This window comes from Fibrobacter sp. UWR4, from assembly GCF_003149045.1.
GTDB lineage: Bacteria > Fibrobacterota > Fibrobacteria > Fibrobacterales > Fibrobacteraceae > Fibrobacter.
Genome location: NZ_QGDU01000053.1, coordinates 1 through 15124, shown reverse-complemented (window position 1 = coordinate 15124; position 15124 = coordinate 1). Strand labels below are relative to the sequence as shown.

9 protein-coding genes are annotated in these 15124 nt (G+C 48.2%); 5 read left to right on the top strand and 4 right to left on the bottom strand.

Annotation, left to right across the window (positions count from 1 at the left end; translation table 11 throughout):
- Positions 1-128: 128 nt before the first annotated feature.
- Both BGX12_RS14395 and BGX12_RS14390 read right to left on the bottom strand, forming a co-directional pair.
- Positions 129-1034, bottom strand: a complete 906-nt coding sequence (locus BGX12_RS14395) for a lysylphosphatidylglycerol synthase transmembrane domain-containing protein (RefSeq protein WP_233246414.1) — start codon at positions 1032-1034, stop codon at positions 129-131.
- Positions 1035-1076: 42 nt separating this feature from the next.
- On the bottom strand, positions 1077-2168 hold the full coding sequence (locus tag BGX12_RS14390) for a glycosyltransferase family 1 protein (protein ID WP_109736732.1): 1092 nt from the start codon (positions 2166-2168) through the stop codon (positions 1077-1079).
- Between the two features lie 63 nt (positions 2169-2231).
- On the opposite strand from BGX12_RS14390, the gene pheT reads away from it, so the two are divergent.
- Positions 2232-4667 (top strand): phenylalanine--tRNA ligase subunit beta, encoded by a 2436-nt coding sequence (gene pheT, locus BGX12_RS14385; RefSeq protein WP_109736731.1) that lies wholly within the window; start codon positions 2232-2234, stop codon positions 4665-4667.
- Positions 4668-4816: 149 nt separating this feature from the next.
- Here the strand turns inward: pheT and BGX12_RS14380 are convergent, their stop codons facing one another.
- A complete protein-coding gene (locus BGX12_RS14380; protein WP_109736730.1) occupies positions 4817-5197 on the bottom strand; it encodes a hypothetical protein in 381 nt (126 codons plus the stop codon).
- 112 nt (positions 5198-5309) lie between these two features.
- Here BGX12_RS14380 and dnaE point away from each other — a divergent pair, with 112 nt between their 5' ends.
- Positions 5310-9179 (top strand): DNA polymerase III subunit alpha, encoded by a 3870-nt coding sequence (gene dnaE / locus BGX12_RS14375; RefSeq protein WP_109736729.1) that lies wholly within the window; start codon positions 5310-5312, stop codon positions 9177-9179.
- Positions 9166-10338 carry a lipid-A-disaccharide synthase gene (locus BGX12_RS14370; RefSeq protein WP_158278274.1) on the top strand — a complete coding sequence of 391 codons (1173 nt, stop codon included), beginning with the start codon at positions 9166-9168 and terminating at the stop codon, positions 10336-10338. The genes dnaE and BGX12_RS14370 overlap by 14 nt, the downstream gene beginning before the upstream one ends.
- On the opposite strand, the gene mutL is transcribed toward BGX12_RS14370, so the two are convergent.
- Complete coding sequence (mutL, locus tag BGX12_RS14365) at positions 10306-12222, bottom strand: DNA mismatch repair endonuclease MutL (RefSeq protein WP_109736727.1); 1917 nt, start codon at positions 12220-12222, stop codon at positions 10306-10308. The genes BGX12_RS14370 and mutL overlap by 33 nt on opposite strands.
- Before the next feature lie 111 nt (positions 12223-12333).
- Between mutL and BGX12_RS14360 the strand changes: the two genes are divergently transcribed.
- Both BGX12_RS14360 and BGX12_RS14355 read left to right on the top strand, forming a co-directional pair.
- Positions 12334-13632 (top strand): hypothetical protein, encoded by a 1299-nt coding sequence (locus BGX12_RS14360; protein ID WP_109736726.1) that lies wholly within the window; start codon positions 12334-12336, stop codon positions 13630-13632.
- Positions 13633-14232: 600 nt separating this feature from the next.
- Complete coding sequence (locus BGX12_RS14355; RefSeq protein WP_109736725.1) at positions 14233-14820, top strand: hypothetical protein; 588 nt, start codon at positions 14233-14235, stop codon at positions 14818-14820.
- Positions 14821-15124 lie beyond the last annotated feature (304 nt).

Genomic DNA, 15124 nt, shown 5'->3' with positions numbered 1-15124 from the left:
TGTAGATGTAAAGATAGCCTACGAATGGGAATCGGAATCGAGAGAATCATCTAGCAAGGCTGCCTAAATGCTTCCACACATGTTGATGATGCCTCGACTTTTTTTGTTTTAAAAATTCTTGATTAGACTTACTTCGTCGCCTTGTAGCGGGCGAGAACGACGGCGCCTTGGGCTGCCTGGAAAAGCATGGGAATGTATCCGATGAGTGCTGCAGCGAGGACTATGTCTGCAGGGATTCCCAGAAGTCCGGTAAAGAGGCTGACGTTTAAATTTTCGCGTAGTCCGATGCCGTTGATGGAAATAGGTAACATGGTGATCGTGATGGTGATGGTCATGAACACCGTAATGGTGGCGAGATCCACAGGAACGCCTACTGCCTGGAAATAGGAATAATGGATCAGGATGGAAGAAATCTGAAGCCAGATGGAGTCCAGCCCTGACATAAAGAACGCTTTCTTGTAGCCGCGATAGATGGAGAACGCATCCTGAAGTTTTAGAAGGAATGGAACCCGTCGTGTTAATCCTGCAGGAAGTTTTAATTTATCTGAAAATAATCCTGCGACAATAATCAAGACGCTTAGCAAAGCCACACCACAGACGGCTCCTGTATATACCGCTGGGATATTTAGGCGTGTAATGACGAAGGGCAACATGATGAAGAAGCAGATGAACATGGCGATTAGACCCATCACTCGGGATATTACCACGGCTGCAACAGAGTTCGCCGTGTTTCCGAACTTCTTGCCAAAAGCGATTGTCTTGACGGCGTCTCCGCCGAACCCGCTGGGAAGCAGGTTGTTGAAGAAATATCCCAGAGCGATGTAGGCGTAGAATGTCCTGAAGGGGACTTTCTTGCCTTCATCTAGCAGCAGGCCGCGCCAACGATTGGCTTGAACCATCATGCTGAAGATGGTACAAAACAAAATGACGCCAACCCACGGCAGGGCGGTTGATGTCCAGTGGCTGCTGACTTCGCCGAAGGGTACCTTATAGAAGATATAGCCCAGGCCACCAAGACTAATGGCAATCTTCAAAAAAGTGGAAAGAAATTTTTTCACCTTGGCGTTCATCTTCAGTTATCCATTTACGTAAAGGTCTTCTGCGATTTTATGGATTTGTCTGGAACAGTTTTCCCAGGAGAAACGGCTTACCCAGTCGGCAATTTCCTCGTCTTTCTTGCCCTTGCTATGGATGGATTGTTCCAAAGCCTGGGCCACACTGACAGGATTTTGCGGGTCAAAATATGTTGCCAAAGGACCGCCGACTTCGGGCATGGACGATGTATTGGAACATGCCACCGGTGTGCCGCAAGCAAATGCTTCCAGAATAGGCAGGCCAAAACCTTCGTAGAGGGATGGCAGTACAAATAAATCCGCCAGATTGTAGAAGTTTACCAGGTCTTCCTGGCTGACCATTCCGGCTCGGATCAGCAAGCTTTCGATGCCCAATTCTGATTCAATGGTTTGAGTGGTGCGGCCGTCAAAAGCCTTTCCGACCATTACGAGCTTACACTCCTCCCGTCCCTTCATTTGGGCAAAACCCTTGAGCAGACCGTTCAAATTCTTATGGGGCAGCAGGTTGCCTACATAGAGGATGATCTTCTTGTCTTTTGGAATGCCGAACTTTTCGTAAAGGTATTCTACTTCGGCCTTGGACTTTTTTACAAATTCCGAGCCGACCCCTAAAGGCGTCACTATAATCTTTTCGGGATTGACCTTGAAGAATCGCAGAAGGTCTCTCTTTGTACTTTCTGAAACCACGTTGATTCGGTTTGCCCTTTTGCATACAAACCAGAAGATGAACTTGAAGTACCAGTGAACCAGTTTCATGGGGAGAAATTCCGGGTACACCAAATGGGTCAAGTCATGGATGGTGGCTATCATTTTTCCACGATAGAACAGGGGAACGTTGCAGTGGGGAATGTGCAAAATGTCCGGCTTCAATTTTGAAAGCTTTCCATAGGGAAATTTCAGCTGTTCCTTATAGCCGTAAATACTGCTGATAAAAGGAATCTGCTGGGGGACATGGTCCCGGTATTCTTCCAGTTCCTCCGGATTGCCAAGCGCGATGTCGTAGCCCACTCCATCCAGCCAATGCTGGATGCAAGTTCCAATACCGGACTTGTGGACCATGCGGGCATCTATGGCAATTCTAGGAGTGGTTTTCATTATCTAAAAGATAAATTTTTTCAAAGTTTCTAAATTATCCTCGGTTTTAAAAAAGGACAAAAGATGAAAGTCTCTTTGAATTGGCTGAAGCGTCATGTGGATCTGCCGGAATCTGTGGCAGAAATCGAAAAGGCATTGACTTCCATTGGTTTGGAAGTAGAAGGTATCGAAGAACCGGGTAAGGTTTATGACAAGCTGGTTGTCGCCAAGGTTCTCACCTGCGAAAATCATCCGGATAGTGACCATCTCCACATCACTACAGTTGATAACGGTAAGGAAGTTGTTCAGGTGGTTTGCGGCGCTCCTAACGTAGCTGCAGGCCAGACCGTGGTTCTTGCTCCTATTGGCGCAGAACTGCCCATGAGCGATGGCTCCGTCCTGAAAATGAAAAAATCCAAGATTCGCGGCGTGGAAAGCTTCGGTATGATTTGCGCCGAAGATGAAATCGGTCTTTCCGATGATCACGGCGGAATTATGGTTCTGGATGATTCCATCCCGGCAGGTACTTCTTTCGTAAGCTTGGGCATGTATGATGTCTGCTTCGAACTGAACGTCACTCCTAACCGTCCTGATGCTCTTTGCCACCGCGGTGTTGCCCGCGAACTGGCTGCTAAGTTCAACCGCCCCCTGAAGGATCTTTCCTACAACCTGGTTGAAGAAGCTGAAGCCGCAAGCACTGCTGCTACTGTTGAAGTTGTTCCCGGTTGCGGCTGCTCCCGCTATACCGCTCGTGTCATTAAGGGCGTAGAAGTGAAGCAGAGCCCCAGCTGGCTTGCTAAGCTCCTCCACACCGTCGGCATGAATTCCATTAACAACGTGGTGGACATTACCAACTTCATCCTGATGGATGTTGGTCAGCCTCTCCATAGCTTTGATATGGACCAGCTGAAGGGCTCCATGATCAAGGTCCGCCGTGCAGTGAAGGGCGAAAAGATCCAGACTATCGACCATACCGACCACGAACTGACCGAAGCCGAACTGGTGATTTGCGATGGCGACCGTCCGGTTGCTGTGGCTGGTACCATGGGTGGTGTAGAATCCGAAATTGTAGATAGCACCAAGAACGTTCTTCTGGAAAGTGCTTACTTCAACCCGACCATCGTTCGTAAGCAGGCAAAGCGCCTCGGTATTGGATCTGATTCCAGCTACCGTTTTGAACGTGGTATCGACACCACTACACAGGACGAATACAGCAAGTACGCTTGCGCCATGATTCAGGAAGTGGCTGGCGGTAAGGTTCTGAAGGGTTGCGTCGAATATACTGGCGACGACCACCAGAAGGAACTGAACAAGATTGATCTTCGCGTTTCCCGTGTGGCAAAGATTATCGGCATGGATGTTGCCTCCGACGTAATCCGTAAGCACCTCACTAGCATCAACCTGAAGCTGGTTGCCGAAAATGGCGAGACCATGACTTTCGAAATTCCGGGCAACCGTCCGGATTTGGAACGTGAAGTGGACCTTATTGAAGAAGTGGCCCGTCTGGTTGGCTTCGATAACATTCCGTACAGCCTCCCCAAGTTCACCATGCAGCCCAACGAACTTCCTGCTGTGGAAGTGATGAACCGCAAGATTCGCAGAACCCTTTCTGCAATGGGTCTCCACGAATGTCTGAACCTCCGCTTTACTAGCAAGGCTCGTACGGTCGCTCTGTTTGGCGCTGAATCTGATGACCGTCGCTCCAAGCCGGCTGCCCTTCTGAACCCGCTGTCTGAAGAACTGGGCGTTGTTCCCACTTCTCTCCTTCCGAACTTGCTGAAGAACGTTGCAGAAAACGAAAAGAATCGCCCGGGCTCCGTTCGCTTGTTCGAAGTGGCTAAGGGCCAGTTCAAACGTGACCGTAAGGATGTTCGCGACAACGGTTTCGATGAAAGCAACCTGGTTGCTCTCGTTGTTGCTGGCGCTTTCGATGTGGATCCGCTGAACGATAAGCCTGCTCAGATTGAATTTGCCGCCTTCAAGGGCCTGGTACAGTCCTTCTTCAAGCGTTGTGGCCTGGTAGTGGAATTCCGCGTTCCCGAAAAGCTGGAAGCATTTATGCATCCGGGTAAGCAGACTGAAATTGTCATTGGCAAGACTGTCCTTGGCACCATGGGCGCACTTCATCCGTCTGTAGCTAAGACCTTTGAAATCGGTTACGAAACCTTCGTCATGGAAGCTAATCTGGACAAGATGATTGCCGAAAGCCACAAGAAGATTACCTTCCAGGCATTCAGCCGTCAGGTTCCTTCTAGCCGTGACATTTCTCTTGAAGTTGCAAAGGAAATGACACATGAAGAAATCGTTGCTCGTATCAAGGGCTTGAATCCCAAGAACCTTGCAAAGATTGCTCTCAAGAGCATCTATGAAGGTGAAAAGATCGAAGCTGGCAAGAAGAACATGGTCTATAGCCTTACTTACCAGGCAATGGACCGCACTCTTACCGACGACGAAGTCAATAAGGCTCACAACAAGCTTCGTGACAAGCTGATTGCTGGCGGAGATATTACGCTTCGCTAATGGGCGTCCCCGTCCTGCGCTAATTATTGTGCAAGGTCACCCTGAATCTAGTTCAGGGAAGGCGTCAAAATACTTAAGGCCCGCGAGTAATCGCGAGCCTTTTCTCATAAAGCAAAAGTCAGATTTAATTGGACTTTTACTTTAAGCTGTTAGCCGACAAGAGCTGTTTTCACCTGCTGAATAAATGCCATTTCTTCGGGGGAAACGTTGGATTCGTTGTCGTCTTCCTTAGAGGCACCGGCGACACGGAGCATAGCTTCCAAAACCTTGCTCTTGAATTCTGCGGTTTCATTTTTAAGAGCTTTGATGCAGGCTTCGGTACGGGCCTTTGCACTGGAGAATCCGCCATAAGCAGTATTGAAATCGTCCCAGTTCACATCGGGGGTCCATTCGTCGTGGATCTTGTCCAGTTCGTCACTTTCTGCTTCGGTTGCGCTAGCAGAACCCGGCAACAGCTTTTCAGTTTCTGTTTCGTGGAAAAGGCAAGCTACCTGCCAGGAAAGGATCAAAAGAGCAAGATTCGGTTTCATGAATACCTCGTTTGTTTTCCTGAAAGATAATTAAATATTTGATAAACCGAAAATAAGAGATGATACACCCTTTGGAAAATCGCCTCTTTTAAGGATTTTTTAAATTTAGACTATGGCTTTTGTACACCTTCAGACACATTCCGAATTTTCTGTATTGCAGGCTTCTGCCCGTCTTGATGATATTCTCGCGGCTGCTGCTGAAAATAATGCTCCTGCAATTGCTCTGACCGACCACGGTGCCATGTTTGGTATTCTTGAGTTCCAGACTCGTGGTCAGGGACTTAATAAGAAACGTAAGGAAAAGGGACTTCCGCCTATTAAGACGGTGTACGGCTGCCATGTCTATATTGATACCCCTAGCGCAACCAGTAAGGATCCTATTACTTACGAGCGCTTGACGCTCCTCGTCGAAAATGAAGTGGGCTATTATAACCTGCTCCGTATCGTCAGCTATCGCTACGAAGATGGTGAACGCTGGGCTGAAATCCCGTCTGTGCCATTGGAAACCGTGTCTCAGTTTAAGGACGGTCTTATTGCTATTGCGGGTGATTTCTTCAGCAAGTATGGTCAGAGTGTAGCTGCTGGAAGAAATACCGTTGCCCGTGAATACATGGAACGTCTGGACAAGATTTTCGATCACGATCATCTGTACATTTCTGTTTGTGATAATGACGTTCCCCAGCAGAATCTGCTCAATGATTTTAATGTCCAGTTGGCAAACGAATTGGGCCGTGAAGTTGTTGCTGTTGGCGATGTCCATTACATCAAGAAGGAAGACGCCCAGGCTCATAAGATTCTTCGCTGTATTGCGGTGAAGGAAACCATTAACGGCTACGTGGATAAGCGTTTCCCCTCGGAAGGATTCTATTTCCGTACGGAAGAGGAAATGGTGGCGAAGTTTGGCCGCATTCCTGGTGCTATCGAAAATACGGTTAAGATTGCGGACCGCTGTAGCTATACCGTGAAGACTGGTATCGGTGATGAATTCTGGCCCCGATTCAAGATTCCTGATGATTTCCTTGCTGGTGAAGAATACCAGAAGATCAAGGCCATCATGAAGGCTGAATATGACGCGGAGTACCCGGTTGTCAAGGAACGTGAATTAGGTGGCGTCATCAAGGATAAGAAGAAGAAGCTTCAAGCCAAGATGTGCGAGGAAAAGGGAATCGAACCGGATGCCTTGACAGACGAAGACAAGGCCGAAATTGACCGCCTGGCTTCTCCCGAACTTTTCGACGAAAACGACCACAAGGCCTGGGAAAAGGCGGTCCATCGCTGGTGCAAGCCTGGTTCTGATTCCGACATTTACATCATCCATCTTTGCAATGGCTTCCTAAAGTGGCGTTTCCCCGACGAAGATTTTAAGTTCCCGGAACATGAAACGGATGTGGGCAAGCGCATGTACAAGGAGCTGAACTGCATCCGTAACATGAACGTGGCGGGTTACCTGCTCATTGTGTGGGACTTCATTAACTGGGCCCGTAATAACGGTATTCCCGTGGGGCCAGGCCGTGGTTCTGCTGCTGGTTCTCTGGTTACCTACATCATTGGTATTACGGACATTGACCCGCTGAAGTTTGACTTGCTTTTCGAACGATTCCTGAATCCGGAACGTGTGTCCATGCCCGATATTGATACGGACTTTGCAGACCGTGACCGTGGTCGTGTGATTGACTACGTGACTCAGAAATACGGCAAGGAATGCGTGGGCCAGATTATTACCTACGGTATGCTGAAGTCCAAGGCTGTGATTACGGACGTGGCCCGCGTGCTTGGAATCCCTCCTGGCGAAGCCAAAATGATTACCAAGTTGTTCCCTCAGCGTACCCTGAACTTTAGCTTGAAGCAGGCATGGACTGGTAAAGACAAGAAGGGGAACAACCTGGAAGATGGTTACAGCCCGGAACCGTTGCAGACAATGATTAACTCTAGGGCCATGTACCAGAACCTTTGGGAAATTGCCTTGACTCTGGAAGATTTGCCCCGTCAGACAGGCGTGCATGCTTGCGGCGTGGTGATTACGCCGACCCCGATTTATAACCTGGCTCCTCTTTATCGTGCGGCTCCCGAAGATACTCCGGTGGTGATGTACGATAAGCATTATGCAGAAGACATTGGCCTTCTGAAGATGGACTTCTTGGGCCTTATCAACTTGTCCATCATTCAGGATACGGTTCGCATGGTGAAGCAAAACCGTCAGATTGATGTGGATATGGCCCATATTCCTCTGGATGACAAGGAAACCTTTGAACTTCTGAGTAAGGGCATGACCACCACGGTTTTCCAGTTCGAATCTCCGGGTATGCAGAAATACCTACGCGAATTGAAACCTTCCCGTATTACGGACTTGATTGCAATGAACGCCTTGTATCGTCCGGGACCGATTGACCAGATTCCTCACTTTATTGCACGAAAGCTGGGCACCGAAGAAGTGGACTGCTACCATCCAGACTTGGAACAGGTCCTTGGGGAAACCTATGGCGTTATCGTGTACCAGGAACAGGTGATGAAACTTGCCCAGATTTTGGGCGGTTACTCCCTGGGCGGCGCTGATAATATCCGTCGTATCATGGCTAAGAAGATGCCTGAAAAGATGGAAAAATTGACTCCAGAATTCTTTGCAAAGTGCGAAGCTCGAGGTTATTCTCACGAGTTGATCAAAAAAGTCTGGGATGCTGTGCTTCCGTTCTGCGGATACGCCTTTAACAAGAGTCATGCTGCTGCCTACGCTTACGTGGCATACCAGACTGCCTACCTGAAGACTCACTACGGTCCGGAATATATGGCTGCATCCATGACTTCCAAGATGGGCAAGACGGAAGATATCGTGACCATCATTCTGGAATGTAAACGTCTAAATATTCCTGTACTTTCTCCTAATATTAATGCATCCTTGGGTGTATTCTCTGCAACCAAGGACCATAAGATTCTCTTTGGTCTGGCGGGTATTCGTGGTGTTGGTCTTGGCGTTGTAGAAGATATCATTGCTGAACGAGAACGCCGCGGAAAGTTCAAGGACCTCTTTGACTTTACCAAGCGCGTAGCTGAATATCAGGGTGAACAGAAAGAAAAACGCGCCCCCATGAATAAACGCTTTGTGGAAAGCCTGATTATGGCTGGTGCCTTGGATGAATTCCCGGGTAGTCGAGCTTCCCTGATGGCTACGGTCGATAAGGCTCTTACTGTCGCCGCTCGCTTCCAGGAAGATAAGGATCGCGGTCAGATGTCCCTCTTTGATCTTGGCGGTAGCGCTCCTTCGATGGATTCTGACGCAGAAACTTTGGAAGAAGCCGAAGAATGGACCACCATGGAAATGCTGGGCAAGGAAAAGGATATTCTAGGCTTGTTCCTGTCGGGGCATCCTCTGGATGCTTTCCGTCCTGAACTTCTAGGCTTTACCTCTTGCAGTTTGGCCGTTGAAGAACTTTCCAACAAGGCGGATTCTGGCGATGCCATCATTGTTGGTGGCGTGGTGACGAAGGTTCGCTCTCTGGAAACCAAACGTGGTGATAATATTGGTGTTGGTGCTATTCAGGATTTCCAGGGCGAACTAGAAATCTTCTTCAAGAAGGATGTTTGGGAAAAATTCCGTGATACCATTTCTCAGGATGACCAGGTTCTTGTAAAGGGAATGCTGGAACGCAAGCGTGATAGCGAGGAAATCCAGCTGGTGGTCCTGGAGGTTATCCAGTTGGATCGTGTCCGTTCCGATATGGTGACCCACATCCACATGAATGTCTTCTCCAATTCCTTTGACGATGCTTTCCTGGAAAAGATGAAGAACTTGCTGGAAGAGAATAAGCCTTATGATGAATCCATGAGGGGTTGTAATATTGTGCTTCATGTTGAAGCTGATTCCGGCTTTATTCATGTAATTAACATGAAGAACGATAAGGTGATGTACACTCCGGAACTGCTCCAGGCTTTGCGTAATGATCTTGGGGCTACAAAGGTGTGGGTGTCTAACCGTGAAAAGCGGTAAGCCGTACATACTCTTTTGTGCTGGAGAGGATTCTGGCGACTGCCTGGGAGAATCCCTGGTAAAGTCGGCGTCCCGAATTTTGAAGGACTCCATGGACCTGGTAGGTGCTGGAGGAAATCGCATGGTGACTGCGGGGCTAAAGCCCGTAGTGGATTATAGTATTCTGCCGGTTTCTGGTTTTGGGGATGTCCTTCCTAAGTATTTAAAATTGAGAAAAAACTATGAAGCCCTTGCGCAGGCTCTGCAGAATCCGATGTGCAGGGGGCTGGTGGCTATTGATTATCCCGGCTTTAATATGAAGCTGACTGCTTTAGCCAATAGGCTAAAGAAGCCTGTACTTTATGTGGCTCCTCCCCAGGCTTGGGCATGGAAAGCCAAACGGGCGGAAAAACTCAAGGATTCTCAGAATCGACTTGCACTGTTCTTTGATTTCGAGGAAAAACCCTATAAGGATGCGGGATGCAACGTGTCGAGGATGATGCATCCTCTCGTTACTGCTGCGGACAACTTTTCTGCAGAAAACGTCAAATCTCAAAAGAAATCCGTATTGCTGCTGCCGGGAAGTAGGGCGGGACAAGCACACAGGAACATGAGTCTTTTTCTGGATTGTGCGCAACGCCTGCGGGATGAAATCAGCGGAGAATATTCCCTGGTGGATTTGCCCGATGTTGTAGTTCTCGCTTCAAGGGAAAGCCTGCTGGAACGTTTTCAGAAAGAATTGAATCGCAAGTATGGAGGCCATATTCCATCCTGGATTCGGGTGGAAGTTTCCCCGACGGAAGCTACGGAAAGATTATCCCGTTATCGAAAGGCGACCATGGTGTTGACTACTCCGGGAACTTCTACCCTCGAGCTCGCTCTTTCGGGAAGCCGTTGCGTTGTCTGTACCTGTCCTGACTATCTCACTTATGCTGTGGGTAAACGTTTGGTGAAAACCCGTTGGTTTTCTCTCCCTAACTTGATTCTAGGCAAGGAAATCTATCCCGAATTTATTCTCTGGAATCGCGGGAAAAAATCCATTGGGAACGTTGCCAATGCCCTACTGAAAAATGTCCAGGGCCCTCTGGACGCCTCCGACGTGGATTTGCTTAAGTCAAAGTTGAATTCAGGAAAAAATTCCGACGATTTAATGTCTGAATTTCTTGGCCAGCTCCTCTAAGGTCAACCGCATCAGGGTGGGATGTCCATAGGGTGATTTCAAGGGATCTTCTGTAATCATAAGCTGACTCACGAGAGTTGCCATTTCTTCTGGCTTCAGCAGATCACCTGCCTGGTAGGCGTTCGTCTTTGCCCATGCCTTGGCAATAATATCTTGAACCTTTACCATGTCTCCGCCGTCGTTTCCGTCGGTGCCGATGCTGTCCAGAAAATCTCTTACAGCCTTTACTGCGCGGGAGAGGGGGAGGGCGCTGGGAATGGCGCGAATCTGGTAAGTGTCGCCGCCAAAAGGTTCGATGAAAAATCCCAGACGTTTGAATTGATCTTCAACAGAATTCAGGACGTCCGCTTCCAGCTTCGTCAATTCCAACATTTCAGGGAACAGCAATTCCTGACTGTCCAGGGCGCTTCCGTTACGAAGTGTTTCAAGAGCCTGTTCGTATAGGACTCGAGAGTGGGCAGCATGCTGGTCAATGACCAAAAGTCCGTTCATGTCCTCGCCGGCAATGTACGTCTTTGAAATCTGGAAAAATGCAGGCGGAATCCAGGCCGGTTCCTGAGGGGGGACCGACTTCTGTTCGCTTTCCAGAGAAATAATCTTTCCTGCTTCCGGCTGGCTAAATAAGTCCTGGGCCAGATCGTTTTCAGGTCTTCTTGTTGCGGGTTTCCTGGTGGTGGACCAGGGGGAGGTGGACATTACTGGTGCTCCACCGTTCCATTCTTGTGCGGGAGCTGGCGCTTCAAGAGGTTCATCGGTTTCGCTTGGCGTCGTTGGAGCCATTGGTGGAACGAAGGGACTGTAGTCCTTTGCGGAACAGGTGTCGTTCATGAATGCCGGAGACTGATCGTTTCCGCCGTTCATTTCGCTGCTTAGATCGATGAAGGTTGAATTTCCTTCTAGGTCTGCACGGAATGTTTCGCGAATGGCGTGGAGGACTACCGTGAAAATCAGGTTGCCGTTGGCAAAACGAACTTCGCGCTTTGCCGGGTGAACGTTGACGTCGAATTCCACGTCCGGCATGTCCAGGAACAATACGGATACGGGCTTACATTGTGCTCCGTAAGGCTCATAGGACTGCGTCACTGCACGGCTGACCATCTTATTTTCGATGGGACGGTTGCGAATGTACAGGAACTGATGGTTGCGCTTTCCGTTGGTTTCCGTGGTAGGGGAGATGAATCCTGATACATGAATCCCTGCTTCCGTGTAATCTACGGGAAGAAGGACTTTTGCAATTTTTGAACCAATCGCTTCGGCAAGTCTGCTACGCAGTTCCCCAGGGACGCCGGTAAATACAGTCTTGTCATTTACTTTGTAATCAAAACGGATTTCAGGATGGGCAATCGCAGTCTTTAAAATAACGTCAAAGATTCGGGTGCTTTCTGCAGTTTCGCTGCTGAGGAAGGTTCTGCGAACGGGAGTGTTGTAGAAAAGGTCTTCTACGAGAAAGGTGGTACCGCGGCTAGCTTGAATATCCTGTTTTTCCACTACGTTTCCGCCGTGGATAATGATGCGTCCGCTTTCGCCATCGTCGGTAGCACTGGTGATGGTTAGCTTGGATACTGCGGCAATAGAGGCTACCGCTTCGCCACGGAATCCGTTCGTCTGTAGGTGGAAAAGGTCGTCGGCATTGAATAGTTTAGACGTGGTGTGGCGCAGATAGCATAAGTCCAGGTCTGCCGCCCCCATGCCTTTTCCATTGTCTGTAACTTGAATTTTCTTCTTGCCACCTTGTTCGATAGAAACCTGGATGCGGGTGGCTCCAGCGTCAATTGCGTTTTCGATAAGTTCCTTTACGGCGGAACAGGGGCGCTCGATAACTTCCCCTGCGGCAATTTTATTGATTACTTCATCGGATAAAACGTGAATTTCGGCTGATTTCATGGGCAAAATATAGACATTTTGAAAACATCCTAATGAAAAAAATGCTAGTTTTGTGAAAACCCGAAGGCTAGGCGTCCATTACGCCTATTAGGAATTATTCGAGGAGTCAAAGTGATATCAAATTTATTTCTGCAGTTAACGCATATTGAATTGCTGATTTCTTACCCTGTTAAGGATATCCTCACCCTGGTAAAGCGGGATTCCCGATTCAACATCAAGCTGTTGAATGACCTTTACTTTGAAGATTCTGTTGTGGACGAAAGTGCCTACCGCCTGGTGATGAATTGCGTCGTGAACTGGCTGTATGACCGTGGCGAAAATCCGGATGCATTTGTCCAGCGCATTATCGACCGTTGCTCCGCATTCGAGGCCATTCCCGCTCGTAGCGTGCTTCGCTCCTACCTTCCATATATTTCTCAGTTTTACGCAACTGAAGATGTTCGCCAGCTCTGCCTGGACATCATTCCTAAGCGTTACCCGCTCCTGAACGAACCCAAGTTCCTCAAGCGAGAACTGGTTGGGGATCTCCGTCAGGAATACTTCACATTCCGTTTTGACTCTCCGGGTGTTCTGGTGACTAACCCCATGCGTTGGTTCATCGGCCTGGTGCAAATCGGTCCCATCCTTTTGAATACTCCTGCCTACGAACACATTTCCTTCCGTGCTTCTCAGACTTCCTTCATCGAAGCTTTGGAAAACCGCGTAAATGCCGAAATGCGTGAAGATGGCTTTATCTATGTGGGTGGCCGCCAGGTGGGCCGCTATGCTTCCTTCGGGGACTGCTCTGCCGAGTTCGGTGTGGAATGGGACGTGGAAGCCGAAAAGAAGATGGCTTGTATCAAGGCCCTGGAAGATGTGGTGGACGAAAAGACCGGCGCAGTCTTGATTCATAAGGGCTGCTATTACGGCGCACCGGCTAGCGTGGTCTATTTTGAATATAAGGCAAATGTGGTTGCTCCGGAACCGTTTAACAAGCTTATGAGCGCCGTGGTCAAGCAGGAATTTGATGCTTGGGAACCGATCCAGAAGGCCCAGAACCAGCTCCTGGAAGCCATGAATGACTCTGTGAACATTGTTTACTACAAGAGCGACGATTCCATTTCCGTGAACAACAAGCATCTGATGCGTAATGTTCCTGCTCGAATTTTAAGAAACTTGCTTCGTGAATATTCCGCAACTGGTCGTGAAGAATACGAAAACCGCGAATTCAAGCGTGACCCGTCTATTTGTATGGATCCGCTGCGTCCTAACTTCGAAAGCCGTCTGAACCGAGTCATTGCCCATATCAATGGTTCCGATGATCCGGAAAGACCTACCGAAGGCGTGAAGAAGTTCTTCGAAATTGAACGTCATCGTCGTGGTGGTTTCCGTTTTGTTCCGAAGTGCAAGATTGTTTTCCACGAAGAGTAAACTTTTGTAGATATAATCGCTAAATAACAAAAAGAAATAATTAAAAATAAGATTTTTGGTAGTTTCGCTTTTGTTTTTTAAGGATATATTTCACTGCGTGAACGGTTGAAGGGTAAATCCTCAAACAACTCTATCATTGCTCCCCTCCTGATAGGTTCAAGGTTCCACAAATCGCTCATATTTTCTCCTTCTTAGGAAAGGGTTCCCTTTGGGGAGCCCTTTCTTTTTTGATGGGGCTTGTAGCCCCATCAAAAAAGCTAACCCTCGGCTCGGAAATGAAAATGAGCAAGCTCATTTTCGCTTCGCTCGCCTTGCGGGTTAGTCTTTAACAAGACTAAGGGCCCAAATGGCCGAACCCCTCCAAAACAAGCTTGTTCTGCGCTTCGGTCATGCCCGTGCAAGCACGGTCGCAACACTCAGCTTGTGAACAAGTCTTTTTCAAAGACAAAGGGCTTTGCTTCCTCAAGCAAGTCGAGGTTGCTCGTGCTTCGCAGTTGCACTACCTTGGGAAGCCTCCCGCGGCATTCGCCTTAATGCAGTAACCATTTCGTTTTTTTTTTTGAAAATGAATATATTTTAGGGCGGTAAAGGAGGATCGCTATGCGAGTTATTTTAATTGCTTTGCTTTTGGTTTCGCTGGTTTTTGCTCGTGAGAATAATGCCTTATGGGGGAATGAATCTCCTGCAGGCCCAGTTGCTAAAGATACCTTGACGGATGAACAGCTAGAGGCTCTTCCGCCAATGGACTGGAGTATTGATAGCACTGAGATTTATCGTCAGTTGGTCTTGCAGGAAGCACCTCAGGCTATTTATCGTCAGAATGTTTTTGGTATTGTATTCGGTGGCGCGGTGACTGGTGCTGGCTTGTTTTTCCTGGGTTCTGCAATTTATTACGGAAATAGCGGCTCATCTGGTTGGGAGGGGGTTGGTGATGCTTTTGCCGCAAGCATGAGTATGGTGATATCCGTCCCTCTTTTGGCGGTAGGACTCCCAATTCTAGGGTACAATATCTATTACTTAAATGAGCATCGAGAACATGATCGTAAGCTTGATGAGTATTTGAAGGCGGAAAATGCTTACAAACGTCGTAGGGCTGCAGGAAATCCCAATGCAGTAAACATCAGCATTGTTCCCACCATAAATTTTGCTCATGTTGGTGGCGGAATGAATTTAATGGTCGCTTTCTAACCCACAAAATATTTCTACATAAAAAGCCTCGGTTTGACCCGAGGCTGTTCATTTTTTGTTAGCGCGGTTCTAACCCGCTTCGCAATCTCGGCATTAGCGGGACTATTCGGGAAGCCTCCTACTGTTGCCAACGTTATTTTCTGTTTCAATTTTGAAAAGGACTTAAAAGAAAATCTGGTTCAGTAACCGGGTAAAATAAAAATAAGTATGGCTCTTCATCAACATGTGTGGGTGGCTTCGCCACCCTTTTTTGTTGACTTTCGCCTAAATTAAACAAAAAATGGGCTATTTTCTAAAATTTAAT